17 protein-coding genes, 1 tRNA gene and 1 pseudogene are annotated in these 18,133 nt (G+C 64.3%); 13 read left to right on the forward strand and 6 right to left on the reverse strand.

Translation table 11 applies throughout. From position 1 onward, the window contains the following. Positions 1 to 73: 73 nt before the first annotated feature. The 4 genes from bioB to ALC15_RS20080 all read left to right on the forward strand — a co-directional run bounded on the left by bioB (position 74) and on the right by ALC15_RS20080 (position 4,178). Positions 74 to 1,069, forward strand: coding sequence for a biotin synthase BioB (bioB, locus tag ALC15_RS20065; RefSeq protein ID WP_050628746.1), 996 nt, complete (start codon positions 74 to 76; stop codon positions 1,067 to 1,069). A gap of 66 nt (positions 1,070 to 1,135) precedes the next feature. Beyond that, positions 1,136 to 2,290 carry an 8-amino-7-oxononanoate synthase gene (locus ALC15_RS20070; RefSeq protein WP_050628747.1) on the forward strand — a complete coding sequence of 385 codons (1,155 nt, stop codon included), beginning with the start codon at positions 1,136 to 1,138 and terminating at the stop codon, positions 2,288 to 2,290. Further along, positions 2,287 to 2,919, forward strand: a complete 633-nt coding sequence (gene bioD / locus ALC15_RS20075; protein ID WP_050628748.1) for a dethiobiotin synthase — start codon at positions 2,287 to 2,289, stop codon at positions 2,917 to 2,919. The genes ALC15_RS20070 and bioD overlap by 4 nt, the downstream gene beginning before the upstream one ends. Next, positions 2,916 to 4,178: an adenosylmethionine--8-amino-7-oxononanoate transaminase gene (locus ALC15_RS20080; protein WP_050628749.1), complete on the forward strand. Its 1,263-nt coding sequence runs from the start codon at positions 2,916 to 2,918 to the stop codon at positions 4,176 to 4,178. Before bioD ends, ALC15_RS20080 begins: the two co-directional genes overlap by 4 nt. A gap of 87 nt (positions 4,179 to 4,265) precedes the next feature. Here ALC15_RS20080 and ALC15_RS45175 read toward each other — a convergent pair whose 3' ends face one another. Continuing rightward, on the reverse strand, positions 4,266 to 5,594 hold the full coding sequence (locus tag ALC15_RS45175) for a YXWGXW repeat-containing protein (RefSeq protein WP_050628750.1): 1,329 nt from the start codon (positions 5,592 to 5,594) through the stop codon (positions 4,266 to 4,268). 448 nt (positions 5,595 to 6,042) lie between these two features. Between ALC15_RS45175 and ALC15_RS20090 the strand changes: the two genes are divergently transcribed. Next, complete coding sequence (locus ALC15_RS20090; protein ID WP_050628751.1) at positions 6,043 to 7,452, forward strand: MFS transporter; 1,410 nt, start codon at positions 6,043 to 6,045, stop codon at positions 7,450 to 7,452. Here the strand turns inward: ALC15_RS20090 and ALC15_RS20095 are convergent. Continuing rightward, on the reverse strand, positions 7,449 to 8,351 hold the full coding sequence (locus ALC15_RS20095; RefSeq protein WP_050628752.1) for a LysR family transcriptional regulator: 903 nt from the start codon (positions 8,349 to 8,351) through the stop codon (positions 7,449 to 7,451). The two genes, ALC15_RS20090 and ALC15_RS20095, sit on opposite strands and share 4 nt — an antisense overlap. Before the next feature lie 93 nt (positions 8,352 to 8,444). Between ALC15_RS20095 and ALC15_RS20100 the strand changes: the two genes are divergently transcribed. The 5 genes from ALC15_RS20100 to ALC15_RS20115 all read left to right on the forward strand — a co-directional run bounded on the left by ALC15_RS20100 (position 8,445) and on the right by ALC15_RS20115 (position 11,342). Further along, positions 8,445 to 9,146: a haloacid dehalogenase type II gene (locus ALC15_RS20100; RefSeq protein ID WP_050628803.1), complete on the forward strand. Its 702-nt coding sequence runs from the start codon at positions 8,445 to 8,447 to the stop codon at positions 9,144 to 9,146. After that, positions 9,133 to 9,423 carry a CoA transferase gene (locus tag ALC15_RS47230; protein WP_283806281.1) on the forward strand — a complete coding sequence of 97 codons (291 nt, stop codon included), beginning with the start codon at positions 9,133 to 9,135 and terminating at the stop codon, positions 9,421 to 9,423. The genes ALC15_RS20100 and ALC15_RS47230 overlap by 14 nt, the downstream gene beginning before the upstream one ends. Then, on the forward strand, positions 9,420 to 10,370 hold the full coding sequence (locus tag ALC15_RS20105; RefSeq protein WP_283806282.1) for a CaiB/BaiF CoA transferase family protein: 951 nt from the start codon (positions 9,420 to 9,422) through the stop codon (positions 10,368 to 10,370). Before ALC15_RS47230 ends, ALC15_RS20105 begins: the two co-directional genes overlap by 4 nt. An 8-nt stretch (positions 10,371 to 10,378) precedes the next feature. Continuing rightward, positions 10,379 to 10,801 (forward strand): PaaI family thioesterase, encoded by a 423-nt coding sequence (locus ALC15_RS20110; RefSeq protein WP_063781849.1) that lies wholly within the window; start codon positions 10,379 to 10,381, stop codon positions 10,799 to 10,801. A 169-nt stretch (positions 10,802 to 10,970) separates the two neighbouring features. Continuing rightward, on the forward strand, positions 10,971 to 11,342 hold the full coding sequence (locus tag ALC15_RS20115) for a hypothetical protein (RefSeq protein WP_128089539.1): 372 nt from the start codon (positions 10,971 to 10,973) through the stop codon (positions 11,340 to 11,342). A gap of 48 nt (positions 11,343 to 11,390) precedes the next feature. On the opposite strand, the gene ALC15_RS20120 is transcribed toward ALC15_RS20115, so the two are convergent. From ALC15_RS20120 to ALC15_RS20135, 4 genes are all read right to left on the reverse strand, one after another. Next, on the reverse strand, positions 11,391 to 13,334 hold the full coding sequence (locus ALC15_RS20120; protein ID WP_050628754.1) for a serine hydrolase domain-containing protein: 1,944 nt from the start codon (positions 13,332 to 13,334) through the stop codon (positions 11,391 to 11,393). Between the two features lie 103 nt (positions 13,335 to 13,437). After that, positions 13,438 to 14,565 carry a helix-turn-helix domain-containing protein gene (locus tag ALC15_RS20125; RefSeq protein ID WP_244486169.1) on the reverse strand — a complete coding sequence of 376 codons (1,128 nt, stop codon included), beginning with the start codon at positions 14,563 to 14,565 and terminating at the stop codon, positions 13,438 to 13,440. A gap of 129 nt (positions 14,566 to 14,694) precedes the next feature. Then, positions 14,695 to 14,898, reverse strand: a complete 204-nt coding sequence (locus ALC15_RS20130) for a hypothetical protein (protein WP_050628756.1) — start codon at positions 14,896 to 14,898, stop codon at positions 14,695 to 14,697. A gap of 269 nt (positions 14,899 to 15,167) precedes the next feature. After that, positions 15,168 to 15,244: transfer RNA gene (locus tag ALC15_RS20135), tRNA-Arg, on the reverse strand. A 130-nt stretch (positions 15,245 to 15,374) separates the two neighbouring features. Here ALC15_RS20135 and ALC15_RS20140 point away from each other — a divergent pair. From ALC15_RS20140 to ALC15_RS20150, 3 genes and pseudogenes are all read left to right on the forward strand, one after another. Continuing rightward, positions 15,375 to 16,454 (forward strand): LLM class flavin-dependent oxidoreductase, encoded by a 1,080-nt coding sequence (locus ALC15_RS20140; RefSeq protein ID WP_050628757.1) that lies wholly within the window; start codon positions 15,375 to 15,377, stop codon positions 16,452 to 16,454. 115 nt (positions 16,455 to 16,569) lie between these two features. Next, positions 16,570 to 17,606, forward strand: a pseudogene (locus ALC15_RS20145) (alpha/beta hydrolase). Between the two features lie 234 nt (positions 17,607 to 17,840). Continuing rightward, complete coding sequence (locus ALC15_RS20150; protein WP_244486170.1) at positions 17,841 to 18,098, forward strand: GCG_CRPN prefix-to-repeats domain-containing protein; 258 nt, start codon at positions 17,841 to 17,843, stop codon at positions 18,096 to 18,098. Positions 18,099 to 18,133: the final 35 nt, after the last annotated feature.

Below are 18,133 nucleotides of genomic sequence, written 5' to 3' on the forward strand. Positions count from 1 at the left end.
TCATTCTAAGTCCGAAATCATAGATAATATACCAGATTATCTATGATTTGCAACAAGCGAGAAGGTTAGCCCGATGGTTGATGTCGTTGAGATCGAACGCACCGAACACCGCGCCGGCGCGGCGCCGCGCAAGACCTGGCAGCGCGCCGAGGCCGAGGCGCTCTACAATCTGCCGTTCGCGGACCTGATGTTTCAGGCGCAGGGCGTCCATCGCGCCAACTTCAATCCGAACCACGTCGAAACCGCGAGCCTGCTCAGCATCAAGACCGGCGGCTGCCCGGAAGACTGCGGTTACTGCTCCCAGAGCGCGCATTACGATACCGGCCTGAAAGCCACCCGCCTGATGCCCCGCGATGAGGTGGTCGCGGTCGCGCAGCGCGCCAAGGACGCCGGTGCCACACGCTTCTGCATGGCCGCGGCCTGGCGCAGTCCCAAGGACCGCGATCTCGATCAGGTCTGCGACATGGTCAGCGCGGTGAAGGGGCTCGGCATGGAGACCTGCGTCACGCTCGGCATGCTGACGCCGAAGCAGGCCGAGCGCCTCTCTGAGGCCGGGCTCGATTTCTACAACCACAATGTCGATACCTCGCCGGAATTCTACGACAAGATCATCACCACCCGCACCTTGCAGGAGCGCATCGATACGCTGGCGCATGTGCGCGACGCCGGCATCAAGGTCTGCTGCGGCGGCATCATCGGCATGGGTGAACAGGTCGAGGACCGGCTCGGCATGCTGATGCTGCTCGCCAATCTCCCCAGCCATCCGGAAAGCGTGCCGATCAATCTGTGGAACGAGGTCAAGGGCGTGCCGGTCAACGACACCGCGGAGCGTCCCGATCCGATCGCGCTGGTGCGGCTGGTCGCAACCGCGCGGATCATGATGCCGCAGAGCGTGGTGCGGCTGTCGGCCGGGCGGCAATACATGACCGATGAGCTGCAGGCGATGTGCTTCCTCGCCGGCGCGAACTCGATCTTCATCGGCGATGTGCTGCTGACCACCAAGAATCCGCAGCGCGACCGCGACGCCGATTTGCTGGATCGGCTCGGCATCACCTCCCGCCTCGCCTGATCGCAATCTTCCGCGAGCGCGCGGCCACAGTCCGCGCGTGACCAACCTTGCATCTGAGAGAGAAGCATGAGCGCAATCCATGCGGCCAAGGCCGCTGATTACGCCGCGGCCTTGCACGCCCTGAGCAAGGACGATCGGCTGCGCGGCCTCAAGCCGCGCGCAGGCATCGATTTCGTCTCGAACGACTATCTGGCGCTAGCGACCGCGCCGCGCATCAAGCAGGCGGTTGCGGCCGCGCTCGAAGCCGGCACGCCGATCGGCGCCGGCGGCTCGCGGCTCTTGCGCGGCAATTGCGAGGAGCATGAGTGGCTGGAGACCGAAGCCGCCACGTTCTTCCGTGCCGAGACTGCCTTGTTCTTCGGCGGCGGCTATGTCGCCAATTTCGCCGTGCTGACGACGCTGCCGCAGCGCGGCGATCTGCTGGTGCTCGATGCCCTGGTGCATGCGAGCATCCATGAGGGTGCGCGGGCCGGCCGGGCGGAATTCAGGTTCAGCGCCCACAATGATCCGCAATCGGTCGAGGATACCATTCGCGGCTGGCGCGGCGAGGGCGGAACGGGCCGGGTCTGGATCGTGGTCGAGAGTGTCTACAGCATGGATGGCGACGTCGCGCCGCTCGACGATCTCGTCGTCATCGCGGATCGGCACGACGCGTTCCTGATGGTGGACGAGGCGCATGGCACCGGTGTCTATGGCGAGCAGGGGCGCGGCCTGACGGCGCCCTATGAGGGCCGCGACAACCTCGTGATCGTTCATACCTGCGGCAAGGCGCTGGGCGCGGCGGGCGCGCTGGTCACGGCCCCGACCGTGCTGCGCGACTTCATGGTCAATCGCTGCCGCCCGTTCATCTTCGCCACCGCGCCATCGCCGCTGACCGCGGTTGCCGTGCGCGAGGCGCTGCTGATCCTGCAACAGGAGCCCCAGCATCAACAGCGTCTGGCAAACCTGGTCGCGTTCACCCATCGCGAGCTTGATCTGCGCGGCTGGCGCAGTCCGTCGCGCTCGCAGATCGTGCCCTATATCGTCGGCGACAATGCACGCGCGATGCAGCTTGCGTCCGCACTGCAGTCACGCGGCTTCGACGTCAGGGGCATCCGGCCGCCGACCGTGCCGGCGGGCACCGCGCGCCTGCGGATTGCGATCACCCTCAATGTCGACGAGGACGACGTGCGCGCGCTGCTCGACACGCTGGTCGCGGAGACCAACGGATGGCCACAATGAGCAGCGCGATCGTGGTGACCGGCACCGATACCGGAATTGGAAAGACCGTCTTCTCGGCGGGTCTCTCCAGCTTCCTCGGCGCGAACTACTGGAAGCCGGTTCAGTCGGGCCTCGACGAGGAGACCGACGCGCAACTGGTGGCTCGGCTAGGCGGCATCCCGGCCGACCGCATCGTGCCGGAACGCTACCGGCTTCGAACGCCGGCATCGCCGCATCAGGCCGCCGCGATCGACGGCGTGCGCATCGATCCCGGCGCGCTCGATGTGCCCGCGACTTCGAACCGGCCGCTGGTGATCGAAGGCGCCGGCGGGCTGATGGTGCCGCTGAATGACGACACGCTTTACATCGACATCTTCGAGCGATGGCGGTTGCCGGTCGTGCTCTGCGCCCGGACGGCACTTGGCACCATCAATCATTCGCTGCTGTCGGTCGAGGCGCTGCGCAAGCGCCGGATCGACATCGTCGGAGTGGCCTTCATCGGCGAGAGCAATCCCGAGAGCGAGCGCGCTATCTGCGCGTTAGGGCAGGTGCGCCGACTGGGCCGGTTGCCGCTGCTGTCGCCGCTTGCGCCGGACACGCTGCAGGCGGCATTCAGGGATTCATTCCGGCGCGAAGATTTCAATCCATGATGCCCGCACGCAAGTCACCGATCTGGCACCCGTTCACGCAGCATGCGCTGCATGGCGAGATGACGAGGATCGTGCGCGGCGAGGGCGCCTATCTCTACACCGCGGATGATCGCCGCATCATCGATGCGATCGCGTCCTGGTGGGTCGTGACACATGGCCATTGCCATCCGCACATCGTGCGCGCGATCCAGGATCAGGCGGAGCAGCTCAACCAGATCATTTTTGCCGGGCATACCCACGAACCGGCCGAAGCGGTCGCAGCGCAGCTCGTCAAGCTTGCGCCGGATGGGCTGGACCATGTGTTCTTTTCCGACTCCGGCTCGACCAGCGTGGAAGTGGCGCTGAAGATGGCGCTCGGCTATTGGCACAATATCGGCGTGCCGCGCACGCGGATCATCGTCATGGAGCACTCCTACCATGGCGACACCGTAGGGACGATGTCGGTCGGCGCGCGCGGTGTCTTCAACAAGGCTTACGAGCCGCTGCTGTTCGACGTCGCGTCTATCCCGTTTCCGGCTGTTGGCCACGAGCAGACAACGCTCGATGCGCTCGAAGCCGCGTGCAAGGACGAGAGCGCGGCAGCGTTCATCGTCGAGCCGCTGATCCTCGGCGCGGGCGGGATGCTGATGTATTTGCCCCGAGTGCTGAAGGAAATGAAGCGCATCTGCGAAGCGGCGGATGTGCTGTTCATTGCCGACGAAGTGATGACCGGCTGGGGCCGCACCGGCACCTTGTTCGCGTGCGAGCAGGCCGACGTCAGGCCGGATATCGCCTGCTACTCCAAGGGGCTCACCGGCGGATCGCTGCCGCTCGCGGTGACGCTGTGCCGCGCCGAGATCTACGACGCGCACTATTCAAGCGATCGTTCGCGAACCTTCTTCCATTCCAGTTCCTATACGGCGAATCCGGTCGCCTGCGCCGCCGCAAGGGCCAACCTCGAGCTCTGGCAACACGGCGCGGACGCGCGCGTCGCCGCGCTCGCCGCGATGCAGGAGCGGATGCTTGCGCCGTTCCGCGCCGATCCACGTTTCGAAAACGTCCGCCGCACCGGGACCATCACCGCACTCGACCTGAAGGCAAGTGACGCCGGTTATCTCGCCGGCATCGGCCCAAAACTTCAAGCGTTCTTCGCGCATCGAAATCTGTTGCTGCGCCCGCTCGGCAACACGATCTACCTCATGCCGCCCTACTGCGCGACGGAAGCGGACCTTGAGGAAATCTACGCCGCGATCAGAGACGCGGCCGACGCGTTGGCTTGACGGCGGCACCTCGCGCGCCGCCGCTTTGTCCGCGATGGGCCCTCATGTGAAATCGGCGTGCCCTTGCAGGCACGCCGACGAGCGCGATCATGCGTGTTTGTGTGGCGCGGGTCGCGCAGCGGGATGCTGCGGCCGTGGCGCAGGATGAGGCCGCGGGGCCGGCCGCGACACGTGCGGCGCTGCAGGCCGGGGCGGCGGGGCACGATGTACGGCCGCTTGCGCGACGTGCGGGGCCGGCGGATGCGCAGCCGGGCGTGACGCAGGCGGTGCATGCTGTGCGACCTGCGGCCTTGGCGCATGCACGGCTGGCGCGGCGACATGTGGCGCCGGCGAGGGGTGGTTGCCAGCGCCGGGCAGCGCGTGGGCTGTCGGCAACGTATGTCCTGTCGCTTGAGCGTGTTCCGCCGGTGCAGCGCGCGCGGCCGGCAGTGCGTTTCCTGTCGGCAGAGCGTGTCCTGCCGGCGGAGCGTTCCCGGCCGGTTGCGTGTGTCCTGCCGGCAGAGCATTTCCTGACGGCAGCGCGTGACCCGTCGTTTGAGCGTGCTCTGCCGGTGCGGCGTGCACTGGCGGCAGCGCGTTTCCGGTCGGCAAAGCGTGTCCAGGCGGCACGGCATTCCCCGTCGGCAGAGCGTGCTCGGCCGTCGGCTGCGCATGCCGGGGCGGCGGCGCCGCGATCGGCTTGCCCGGTCGCGCGGCGATCACGCCCGCGCCGCTGAATTGTGCGGCGTGTGCCGTCGCGGCGACCGCCGGATGACCATGGTTGTTGGCGAGCGTCAGCGCCGGATCCTTCATCGCCGCTTCCGCGTGCCGCGTCTGCTCGGCGGTCGCAGCCACGTGGTGCCCGTTCGCGGCCGCGACCTGCTGCGGCGTCGGCCTCACCGTGGTGCCGCCGGTGCCGCCATTGTAGCTGACGTTGGTCGTGTTGTTGATGACGGTCTTGTTGTAGACGTTGGTGACCGAGACGTTGGAGATGTTGTTGACCGAGCTGTTGTAGAAGAAGCTGCCGCCGCGCCAGTAGCCGCCCTCATAGCCGACGCCGGTGTAGCCGAAGCCATAGGAGATGCCGCCGTAGAAGCCGACGGTCGCTCCCCAATATCCGGCGTGGAAAGCGTAGACGCCATCGTTCCAGCCCCAATAGCCGGGTGTCCATAGCAGCTCGGGCGCGGGCGGCTGCACCCATGTGCCGGGCACCCAGTAGTAGCCGATATCGTCGCTCCAGGCCCAATAGCCCGGGGTCCAGATGTAGCCGACCGCGGGCATCGGCGGCTGCACATAGACCGGCAATGGCGGCGGCGCCGCATTCACGGTGATGCCGATGCCGACACCGATGGCGAGCTGTGCGTGTGCAGCGTTGGGCGACGAGAGACAGCAGAGGCTGAGAGCTAAGGCGAGAGGCAGTCCGGCGATGCGGCGCATGGCACATACTCCAATCTTCTTCCCCCAGCGTTGGAATCGAATAGTGGCGGCGACATGAACCCGTTGTGAATGTTTGCGCCGACACCGTGATTTCGAGATCGCGCGACGCGTGATCGTTAATGGCGACGGATGCAAGTCAGCTTGGTGTCAGGATGGAACGCGATTGTGCAGTCGAAGTGGGAACGTGAGCCAGGCGACTCGCACGAAAGATGCAAGTGCCGCGTGTCTACCTCGTGCTCTGCCGTCGCGGTGTCTTCGTTGCCGATAGCTGCGTAGCTTCGACGCGCGGCTGAGCAACATTGCGCGGACATCGCGGGCTGCAAGGCGCGCGCTTCATCACTGCGCCAAATAGTCGAATTCTCGTTTTGAATTGGACGGCGACCCCCTGCGCATCATCAATCGGTGACCGGAGCATCGAGTTCCCACAAAGACGACAGGGAGGTTTGGCATGGCGCGATCCGCCGACATCGACATCAACGCGGGCGCACGCCTCGACCGGCTTCCGATCTGCGGATTCCACTGGCGCATCCTGGCCCTGATCGGTGCCGGCATGTTCCTCGACGCATTCGATATCTATCTGGCCGGCGGCGTGCTGGGTGCGGTGCTGAAGGATGGCTGGTCGACGCTCGAGCTCAATGCTGCCTTCGTCTCCGCGACCTTTGTCGGAATGACGATCGGCGCCTGGTTCTCCGGCATCCTCGGCGACCGCTTCGGCCGCCGCTTCTCCTACCAGATGAACCTTGCGATCTTTGGCCTCGCGTCGATCGCGGCGGCCTTCGCACCCAGCATGACGGTGCTGATCGGCCTGCGTTTCATCATCGGCATCGGGCTCGGTGCGGAGATCGTGGTCGGCTACGCGACCTTGACGGAGTTCGTGCCGGCATCATCGCGTGGCCGCTGGATCGGGCTCTTGGCTGTCATCACCAACTTCTCGCTGTTCGCGTCCTCCATGATCGGCCTGTGGGTGATCCCGACGCTTGGATGGCGCTACATGTTCGGCCTTGTCGGCCTGCTTGCGATGATCGTCTGGATCTTGCGCAAGTCGATGCCGGAATCGCCGCGCTGGTTGGCCGCCAACGGACGCGCCGATGAAGCCGAGAAGATCCTGGCGGCGATCGAGGCGGAGGCCGCGCGCAAGGGGACGCTGCCTCCTGTCGTCGCCGGCGCCCCGGCGCAGGACCCTCCCGGTTCGGTCTGGCGTTTGTTCCAGCCGCCGTATCTGGCGCGCACGCTGCTCGGCAGCCTGCTGCACATCGTCGTCGGGTTCAGTCTCTACGGATTCATCGGCTGGCTGCCGAGCTTCATGGTCAAGGGCGGCCACAGCGTGGTGTCCTCGCTGGGCTACATCACCGTGATGGCGCTGGGCGGGCCGGTCGGATCGCTGATCGGGCTGGTGTTGGCGGACCGGCTCGGACGCAGGCTGTCGATCGTCTGCTCGTCGATTGCGGCTGCGATCCTCGGTATCGCCTATCCACACATGCCGGATGGTGCGGCGCTCGCCGGCGTGGGCTTCCTGCTCGTCACGGCGATCTATGTCATGCTGGCGACCGGGTTCGCGATGCACGTCCCCGAATTGTTCCCGACGCGCTATCGGCTTCGCGGCACCGCGATCTGCGCCACGTCCGGCCGCATCGCGACCGCGCTGGTCCAGTACGTCGTGGTCGCGATCTTCGCCTGGCAAGGATTGACCGGCGTGCTGACGACCCTGGCCGGCATCCTCGTGTTCCAGGCCGTGGTCTTCCTCATGTTCGGGTTCGAGACCAAGGGACGCTCGCTGGAGGATGCGTCGGCCGTGGCGGAGGCCACAGCGGGAAGCCAGCCGTCGATCGCGCGGAGGCCGGCGGATATCGGTGTCTAATCCAAGCCGGAGCAGGCTGCCTTGATCCGGTCGCGGAGCCAGCCGTTCGCGTTGCTCTGATCGTATCGGCGATGCCAATACAGCATCCAGTCGAACGGGGCGGACTCGAACGGCAGGTCCTCCATCCGCAGGCCGTCATCCATCAGCACGGCGGCTAGATGCCTCGGCATCACGGCGAGCAGATCGGTCTGCTTCAGAACATGCGGCACCACCAGCCAATGCGGTACATTCAGCGCGATGCGTCTGCGGTGGCCGCGCTCAGCGAGCACGTCGTCGACGAAACGAAGATCGGCCGGGCTGATCGAGACTTTCATGTGCTCCTGCGCGATGAAGCGCTCGAAGGTCAGCCGTCCGTGCTTGATCTGGTGGCTGCTCCGCATCAGGCAGACCATGCGGTCGCGCAGCAGCGTCTCCGAACGGATCGATGCGGAATGGTCGAGCCCCATGCTGACCGCGACGTCGATCTCGTCCCGCTCCAGCGCATCGATCGTCAGCGCAGGCGGCAGGTGGATGACGTTGTAGGAGATCCGCGCGTCCGGCGGTCGTGCCGCCGCGAGCCTCGGCAGCAGCAGGCAGGCGAGAATGTCCGACATCCTGATCGTGAAGGTGCGCTCCGTCCGGCTCGGGTCGAAGCCGGCATCGCTTGCCATCACGCGCTCGACCTGGCGCAGCACCTGGCGCAGCGGCTCCGCCAGTTCGGTGGCGCGCGGCGTCGGCTTCATGCCGCTCGTCGTCCGCACCAGCAGCTCGTCCTCGAACATCGCGCGCAACCGGTTGAGCGCGTTGCTCATCGCCGGTTGACTGAGGCCGACGCGGTCCGCCGCCTTGGTGACGTGACGCTCGGCCAGCAGTGCGTCCAGCGCGACGAGCAGGTTGAGGTCGATGGATCGAAGGTTCATCGGTCATTCATATCGTGAATACTGACAGATAACAAATCCATTTCATCCATGACGGCGCAGGGCGTATCAATCGATCCGACCAAGGAGGCATCAATGAGCTTTGAGACGATCAAGCGCGACGTGAAGGTCTGCATGTTCGATCAGTACGGGACCGTCGTCGACATGCAGGGCGGCCTGACAAAAATCGCGGCACCGTTCCTTCAGAACAAGGGCTGGAAGGGCGATCCGAATTCCTTCGTCACCTGGTGGCGCCGCACCCATTTCGAGAACTCGATGATCGATGCGCTGCTGCATCGCGAGCACACGCCCTATCGCGAAATCGGGCACCGCGCGGTTGCCCACGTGATGGACCGCGCCAAGATCGACTACACGATGGACGACGTGCGCTATCTCGTCGGCGAGATCGAGAAGCTGGTGCCGTTTCCGGAAGTGCCGGAGGCGCTCGCGCGGCTGCAAAGCAAGTACAAGCTCGTCGTGCTGTCGAACGGCGATTCCGACATGCTCGAGACCGCGAAGCAGTATCACAAGATCCCGTTCGATCGCGTGATCTCTGTGGCTGAGGCCAATTCGTTCAAGCCGCATGTCGCGACCTACACCAAGGCGGCCGAGATCATGGGCGTGAAGCCCGACCAGGTGCTGTTCGTGGCCAATCATGCCTTCGACTGCATCGGCGCCAAGTCCGCCGGCATGCGCACGGCCTTCATCGACCGCCGCAGCCGTCCGTTCGGCGTCACGCCGCACCAGCCCGATATCCTGGTGCCGTCGATGAAAGACCTCGCCGATGCGATCGTCTGATCGCGAGCCGCTGTCGGGCATCAGGGTCCTCGATCTCTGCCGGGTGGTCTCGGGTCCCTTTGCCACCATGCAGCTTGGCGATCTCGGCGCCGACATCGTCAAGATCGAGGATCCCAGGCAAGGCGATGAGAGCCGCCGCTATGGGCCGCCCTTCGTCGGCGGCGAGAGCGCGTATTTCCTGTCGGTGAACCGCAACAAGCGCAGCTGCGCCGTCGATCTGAAGTCGCCGGCGGGACGCGACGCGGTGCTCGATCTCGCATCCGCCGCCGAGTCGTGATCGAGAATTTCCGTCCCGGCACGCTCGACAGATGGGGGCTCGGCTTCGACGCGCTGCGAGCCCGCCGGCCTGACATCATCCTGTGCAGCATCACCGGGTTCGGCCGCACAGGTGCGGATGCCGGACGCCCCGGCTACGATCTGATCCTTCAGGGCGAGTGCGGCGTGATGGACATCACCGGCGATCCCAAGGGGCCGCCGACCAAGGTCGGCACGTCGATCGCCGATCTCGTCACCGGTCTCTACGCGTCGCATTCGGTGCTGGCGGCATTGATGCGGAAGAGCCGGACCGGTGAGGGCGGCCGGGTCGACGTCTCCATGCTCGACGCGATGGCGTCACTCCTGACATTCAATGCCGGCATGTACTTCGCCACGGGACAAAGCCCTGTGCGCCGCGGCAACGTCCATCCGACCATCAGTCCGTATGAAACGTTTGAAACCGGCGATGGCTGGATCAATGTCGGCGTCGCGAACGACAAGTTCTGGGTGGCGTTTTGCGACGTGATCGGCCGTCCGGATCTGCGCGAAGACGTCCGCTTCGAAACCGCCCCGAAGCGCGCGGCAAGCCGCAACGAGCTGGTCGCGATCCTCATCCCGATCTTCGCGCAAGGCAGCCGCGCCGATTGGCTGCAAGCACTGGGCGCGGCCGGCATTCCCTGCGGCGCGATCAAGTCGGTCGGCGAAGTCTGCGAAACGCCGCAACTGACGCAGCGCGGCATGGTCCAGAGCGTCCGCCATCCGGCGGCGGGTGACGTCAGGTTCATCGCGAGGCCGACGCGGTTCGGCGACGAACCGCCGGCGCCGTCGACTCCGCCGCCAATGCTCGGCGAACACACGCGCGAGGTGCTTGCGGAATGGCTTGGCTGGACCGACGATCGGCTGGAGAGATTCGCGGTCGAAGGCGCGTTCGGAGATCATGGACGGAGCTTCGTGCGATCGCCCATGTGAGTGTTGTCATGAGAGATATTGCCGAGCAGATGCTGCGCCGCGCCGTCGAGGACGAGCGGCAGGAATTCGGATCGTTCTTCCTGTCGCGCTTCCTCGGACTTGATATCGCCTACCAGGGCGAGGCGTGCACCGTGTCCTTTCACGTCGTGCGACCGCTGTTCAACCCGCAGGGCACACTGCACGGCGGGATACTCGCGACCGCGCTCGATATTTCAATGGGGCATCTCGTCAACCATGTCGCGGGCGCCGGCACCACGCTCGAGATGAAGGTGCAATATCTCGCCGCGGTCCGCGAAGGGCGCGTGACCTGCCACGCGACCTTCCTGAAGCGCGGCCGCAAGACCTTCTTCGTCCAATCCGAGGCATCGAACGCGACCGGCGAGCCGATCGCGTTCGCCACATCGACCTGGCAGCTGCTGAACCGAAGCTGAGGGCGGGGAAGCGAGGGGCCGGCGGGCTGGTGCTTCCGTGATTTTACGGTAGAGAACACCGGACGAGCGTCACCCTTGGAAGCCATTCCGTCCTCGTGGGGCGCTCGCCTCGGTTGCGCCGAGCGGCTATGTTGCGGGGTCACTCATTGGAAGCTTTGAGGGGTATTACGTGCAAGTCATACGAAATGGGTTTTTATCACTTCTTGCCTTGGGAGCGTTGACCCTGGAAGGTCACGCACAAAACACGGTCGCAGCGCTGGAGTGCGATTTTCCGCTTGCTTCAACTGACGACTGGAACATGGCCGCGTCGACCCTGCAATATTACATCGATACAGCCGGAGGCTGGAAAGTGAGCCAGGATTCCTTCGCCTTCGATGGCCCGACCAAGGTTACGATCGATGGCAAGGAGCAAGCAGCTTCGCTTTCGATCACTATTTCCCGGCAGTCGGGCAAGGCGACCAAGACCCTTTCGTCAGGAGGAAAATCCCTGACGATCAGCGGGGAATGCAAAAAAATGGAATCCAGCGGACGGAAATTCTAGGCGCATGTGAATGGCGATGGCCGCGGGAGCGCCAGCTGTCAGTGTGTCCTATTGGACGCGTGCGCCGCGTTGCTCCCAGGGTCCCGGATTGAGAACCGCGCGGTTGACTATGCCGGCGGCGTCGCGCGTGAAAGCGATCCGCGTATGATCGCCACCGTCGACGTAGAATTCATCCTTCGAAAGAACCGCCACGGGCATCGGCTCGCTCTTGTCGAAATCAAGGATCGACCAACCGCCCGTGGCTTCAACGACAAGCTTTCCGTCCGCGACACTGACTTGAAGCGCGACACTGTGCGAAGGGACCGCTTCCCGGGCAAAGGCGATCACGATCAGATCGTTCTGCCGCTCGCGGATGATCTTGAGCCTGATGGTCGCGTTGACCGGGCCGGAAATCCGGCGAAAGGCCGCTTCCAGGGTCAGGCCCTTGATCGATCTATCGCCGATAGCGGTGATAATATCTCCCGCCAGGACGCCCGCTCTTGCGGCGGGGCCGCCGTCGGCCAGCTTGATCACCTTGAGGCCACCGCTGTCCGCAACAACCGATTCAAGCCCGGTCCAACTATTCCCGTCAGCGACCGAGGTCTGTCTGTCCAGCGAGCTTGCAGACCCGCCGAAAACATAACGTCCAACGTATCCGGTGAGGGCGCCGGCATTTCGTTGCTCGGCTGCGACCGGCGCCGGCGCTTCAGGCACCTTCAACGCCGCATAGGGTAGGCGACGGATGGCGTTGAAATAGAAGCCGTTATCATTGCCCTGGTTTCGCTGCATCATCATGATCAGGATCAGCTTCTGTACCGGGTCGACCGAGAAGAATGTGCCCCAGCTTCCCTGCCAGTTGAAGCTTCCGACCGCGCCCGGGATTAAGCTGAAGTTCGGATTGGTGCGAATGGCGAAGCCCAGACCCCAACCCGTCCCATAGGCCGGACCGGCTTCGTGTCCCGCGAAGTGGATATCGGGCGGCATCGAATTTGTCAGCATGAGCCGGACCGTTTCCGGCTTCAAAATGCGCACGCCATCGAGTTCGCCGCCATTGAGCAGCATCTGGCAGAAACGCAGGAAATCGGGGACCGTCGAGACGATCCCTCCGCCGCCCGAAAAGAACGTTTGCGGTTTGCCGACGTCCCCATCCCAAAAAAGGACTGAGGGTTGCGCACCCGGCACAGCGACGAGACGGTCGAGTTTATCCGGGGGCACCGAGAAGCCGCTGTCGACCATATGGAGCGGCGCGAACAGGCGGCTTTGCAGAAACTGATCGAAATTCTGGCCCGATACGACTTCGATGACGCGGCCGAGAACATCGTAGCCGACAGCATATTCCCAGACTTCGCCTGGCTGATGCAGCAGCGGAAGTGTGCCGAGGCTCGCGACAAGGGACGAAATAGGCTTGTCGCGGCGGAACGGCGCCTTGACGCCGTAGAGTACGTGAATCGCGGCATTGCCAAATCCGGGATCGGCAAAGTCGGGGGACGCATAGACCAGACCGGACGTATTGCGCAGAAGGTCGCGGATGGTCATCGCCCGTTTGGCCGGTTCAAGCTCAAGGAGGATCGCGTCTCCGGTCGCCGGATCGGTCTTGACGACCTGCATATCCTTGAGCTCCGGCAAATACTGCGCCACGGGAGCGTCAAGCTCGAGCTTGCCGTCATCGACCAGCATCATGGTGGCGACGCTGGTGATCTGCTTGGACATCGATCCAATGCGGAAGATCGAATCCGGCCGCATCGGAATTTTCTTGTCGTGGTCCTCAAAGCCGGTGGGCTGCAAATAGGCGAGCTTGCCGTCCTTTACGATTCCAACGACAAAGCCTGAGGGATCGCCCTTTTGGCTCTGCGCCTCGAACCAGGAAGTCATGCGCGCCAGCCGTTTCGCCGAAAAGCCGAGACTGTCCGGATCGCCGACGGTCTGTAAATCATCGGCAAGCGCCACACCCCCCATACAGAGCGTGAGTGCCACCAGCGAAGTCAATGAAACGGCGAATCGGCGATATCGCATGGGCCAGCCCCGTTGTCGCAGCTATTGCGAGGAGATCGCCATCAGTCTGTCAAATACTTTCGATTTCTTCTTGCCGATTTCTGCAATCCGGCTGGCCGATTCTTTAACCTGACTGGCCGATTTTTAATCGGTCGCTTCCCGGCACAGCATTTTCCGTCATTGCAAGGCGACGGAACTCGGTTGGGGTCAGATCTGTCGCAGCCTTGAAGGCGCGATTGAACGGCCCGATCGACTGGAAACCAGCGTCCATCGCGATTGTCAGCACCGGGACTTGCACTTGTCCGGGGTCGACCAGTGCTGCCTTGACTTCCACAATCCGGTAATGATTGAGAAACGCGTTGAAATTGCGGTAACCAAGGCCCTCATTGATGAGCTGCCGCATCCGGTACTCCGCCACGCCAAGCTCGGCGGATAGCGATCCAATGGTTAGCCCCTCACGCCGATAGATGCGCTCGTCGGTCATCAGCTTTTTCAACCGACCCAGGATAGCCGGTTCAATCGCGGCAGGCTGGCTCCGTTCGTCGGATGCCTTGGCTGGCGCGCCCAAGGGCAGATTTGGCGCGGGCGGCAGAATCGAACCTTTCCGCGCCTCCAGCAGATTCCAGACGCTTATGCCTGCCAACGCAAACAGAACAAAGACATTGGCGATGCCGGAAATGGAAAAAGTGCGAATCGAAGGCTGCTGCAACAAGCTCAAGTAAGAGTTGACAACGGTTTGGGCCGACGCCCCGATCAAGACGACCAGCCGGAGCCGGCGCCGGCCCTCCACCAGATCCGCCCGCCAGGTGAGAAGCGTCTGCGCCACCGCCAACAACGCGAAGCCGAGAAAGGCAAGCGATAGCGCACGCTCGATCGCGACCTCGAGCGCGGCCGACCGGGTGACGCCGCTGGCGTCCAGCCATTGCGCGGCGGCGACGGCCGCCCAGAGGGCGCCATGCCAGGGACGCGACACGAAATCGTCATCGAAGGCGGCACGTGCCCATAGCCAGAACATGACAGAGTTCGCGCTGGACAACGCCAGCAGCAACAAACCCCACCACGCATATGGTCGCGGGAACGTCGGTGCCGTACAGATCATCGAAGCCGCGGCGCCGATCGCGAGCGCGGCGCCCAGTAGCGCGGCCGTGCTATCTCGACGATCGCGCAGCGCCATGGCTGCGATCAGCAGGCACAATGCGACGACGGCGCCCCGTAACCCCAGATCGATCGACATCAAACCGCTGGTGTCCACGACCGGAAATACTCCGATGCCATTGTTGGCGCGAAAACCACGCAGGTTCGCTGATACGCCCCTGACGCGGCCGATGTCGAGTCGGCGGATGATCTTGAAGCGGCTCCGAACCGGACGGGAGGTGCTGCCTCAACCAGGAGGCAATGTGTCCAACCGCCACGCCGAAAAACCGAGACTGTCCGAATTGCCGACGGTCTGCAAATCGTCGGCAAGCGCCACACCCGCCAGACAGAGCGTCAGCGCCGCCATGCATGATGACCGGACTTTGCCGATCACAACGCCCCCATGTTGCGCGAACGGGTCGATGCCCTCCGCCTCCAGCGCATCGAGCATGAAACCGCCATCGCTCAGCTTGGACGCCGCAAATCAATCAACCCAATCGTATTGAACCCGGTCGAACTTGGTCAGTCTTCTGATGCGATCAGGTCGCGGCTGCGCGGCGCCGATCCAGCTTTCGTCGCCAGTGGCTTCGCCTTTTCGTTGCCGAGGTCGTCTGCATTGGACCCCGAGCAAATCCGCATTACGGGGCCGAACGACGCGATTTGCGATCTCAACGAGCGCCACGACAAGATGGGGCCATGGTGCCCAATTTTGACCGAGAATGGCGCACCCGACACGATTCGAACGTGTGACCTTTGCCTTCGGAGGGCAACGCTCTATCCAGCTGAGCTACGGGTGCGTGCAGGGGTTGATTTAGCTGATTGGTCCGTTGTCGGCAACGGCCTTGGCGGGGCCGGGCCAGGCTGTAAACTGCCTGCGTTAATATGACAGGTCCAAGCAAAAAGGCCGTCTTTCGAGGGAGTTTGCCTATGCGTCCGCTGGAATTCGGCTGGTATCTGCCCACGCATGGCGACACCACGGCCTATGGGCTGATGGACGCGCAGGTTGCCGGGTCGCCGGAACTCTGCGAGCGCGTGGTTCAGGCGGCCGAGGATGCCGGCTTCGAGTATCTGCTGATCCCGGTCGGCTCGGTGTGCTGGGAGGCCTGGATCACGGGTGCCTTCATGGCGGCGCGCTCGGCGCGGATCAAGCCGCTGATCGCAGCGAGGCCCGGCTACATCAACCCGGTGCTGATGGCCAAGATGATCTCGACCTTCGACCAGATGTCGGGCGGGCGGATCTGCGTCAACCTGATCGCCGGCCAGAACGAGAGCGAGGTCGAGGCCGAAGGCGTGCGCTACGCGAAAGAGGAACGCTACGCGCTGATGGAGGAGGAGGTCTCGATCCTGAAGGCGCTGTGGACGACGCGCGGGCCGGTGACCTTCCAGGGCAAGTTTCACACCATCTCCGGCGCGCATATCCGGCCGCGTCCGTTGCAGCAGCCGTTTCCGAAATTCTATCTCGGCGGCGGCTCGCGGCAGGCCTGGGAGGTCTCGGCCAGGCATTCCGACGTCCATCTGTTCTGGGGCGACCTGCCGGAGCGGATCGCGGAGAATATCGCCGAGATCCGGCGGATGGCGCGGGCGCATGATCGCGAGGATGCGATCGGCTTCGGCATGCGGCTGCAGGTGATCTGCCGCGAGAGCGAGGCGGACGCCTGGGAGGCGGCCGACCAGCTGGTGCGCCACGCCACCGAGCGGCAGAAGCAGGAGATGAAGACGCTCTACGTCAGGTCGGAGGCCAACCAGCGCGTGCAGCAGCTCGCGCGCGACTATGGCGATCTCTTGATGCCGCATCTGTGGACCGGAATCACCAAGGTGCGGCCCGGCGCCGGGATTGCCGTGGTCGGCAATCCCGAGCAGTGCGCCGCGACCTTGCAGCAGTTCATCGACGCCGGCTGCCACTCTTTCTGCCTTTCCGGCTATCTGCACGACGAGGAGGCCGAGCGGTTCGGCCGCCTGATCCGCCCGATCCTTGCCGCGAATAATCGCGGACGGCTCGCGGCTTGAGCGTCGTCCGGAAGAAACGAGGCGGCTTACTGAAAATTCATGCTCGAACCGACGCGAAACGCGCCATGATCGCGGCCGATCGCATCGCTGCCGGCGGCGCCAACGGAGTTGAACCATGCATCATCGAGCCTGGCTCGCGGCCTTGGCGTTGGTCGTCGTGACGGCCGCGCACGCACCGATCGCGGCGGCAACGCAGGCGCAGATCGAGCGTGACAAGAAGCCGGTCAAGCAGGTCGCGAGCGGGCGGATCACGGTCGGCAGCGCGACCTTTCCGGTCTACCTCTCGGCCGATTGGTCCAACCCGCTGCCTGACGTTACCCGCGCGGTGCTCGTGCTGCATGGCGTGCTGCGCAATGCCGACGATTATTTTCGCGCGGCGCTGAGCGCACAGGCTGCGGCCGGCGACGCCGGCAAGAGCGCGCTGATGATCGCGCCGTCCTGATCGAGCCCGACGTCGAGGCGTTCAAGCTGCCGGCGGACACGCTGCGCTGGAGCCTTTATGGCTGGCAGGGCGGCGAGCCCGCGCTCGCGCCCGATCCGGCGAGCTCGTTCCAGGCGCTCGATGCGATCCTGGCGAAGCTCGCCGACCGCAAGCTGTTTCCGAACCTGAAGCAGGTCGTCGTGTTCGGCCATTCCGGCGGCGGCCAGGTGGTGCAGCGCTATGCGATCGCGGTGAAGGGCGATCAGGTGCTGCTGCGCGAGGGCGTCGGCGTACGCTATGTGGTCGCAAATCCGTCCTCCTACGCCTATTTCACCAAGGAGCGGCCGGAGCCCGCGATCGCGGCGACATGCGAAGGCTATAACAGCTGGAAGTTCGGCATGGACGATCGTCCGCCCTATCTCGCCGCGCCTTCGCCGGCTGCGCTGGAGCAGGCCTATGTCGCGCGCCGCGTGATCTATCTGCTGGGCACGCTCGACACCAACCCCGATCATCCCGCGCTCGACAAATCCTGCATGGCGGAGGCCGAAGGACCGTATCGCTACGCGCGCGGGCATTCCTACGTCACGGCGATGCAGGCACGCGACCACGGCGCGCCGAACCACAGCGTGTGGGACGTGCAAGGCGTCGGTCATCAGGGCGGCAAGATGCTCAACTCGCCCTGCGGCCTGACCGCGGTGTTCGACATTCCCGGCTGCGCGGTGGCGCGCTGAGCGTGATCCGGAAAAGTGGAAACCGGTTTTCCCTCGCGACAAACGCGGAACGCATTTGCGCGGAGATCATGCTCAAACAATGAGATGGATCATGGTGCGATGCAGTGGAATTGCATCATGATCGCATCACGCACACCGGAATGTGTGCGTCGGGTCAGTGGCAAGCCGCGTCGAGATCGCCTACGCTTAGGTCGCGAATGAAGCATCACGACCAAAAGCTCGATGGAGATCATCATGAGAGCATGTTTGTTCGCGGTTCTGACGACAGGTGCGTTCCTGGGCCTGACTCCGGCCAACGCCGCGGAGGGATGCGGCGACGGCTGCCACAGGACCTCGGGAGGCGCCTGCGTGATCGACGGCTGGGGCACCAGTGCGCGGGTCAGGAACGAATGTCCCGCCACCACGCGCCCACGTCCGCCGTGCGGCGGCCATGGATTTGTCTGGCGGCGCGACTACCAGGCTTGCTCCCAGACGACCAAGGATTGGCTCTAGCTTTCCGCGCGCCGACTGGTCCGCCTTACGCCAGC

This window comes from Bradyrhizobium viridifuturi (assembly GCF_001238275.1).
Classification (GTDB): domain Bacteria; phylum Pseudomonadota; class Alphaproteobacteria; order Rhizobiales; family Xanthobacteraceae; genus Bradyrhizobium; species Bradyrhizobium viridifuturi.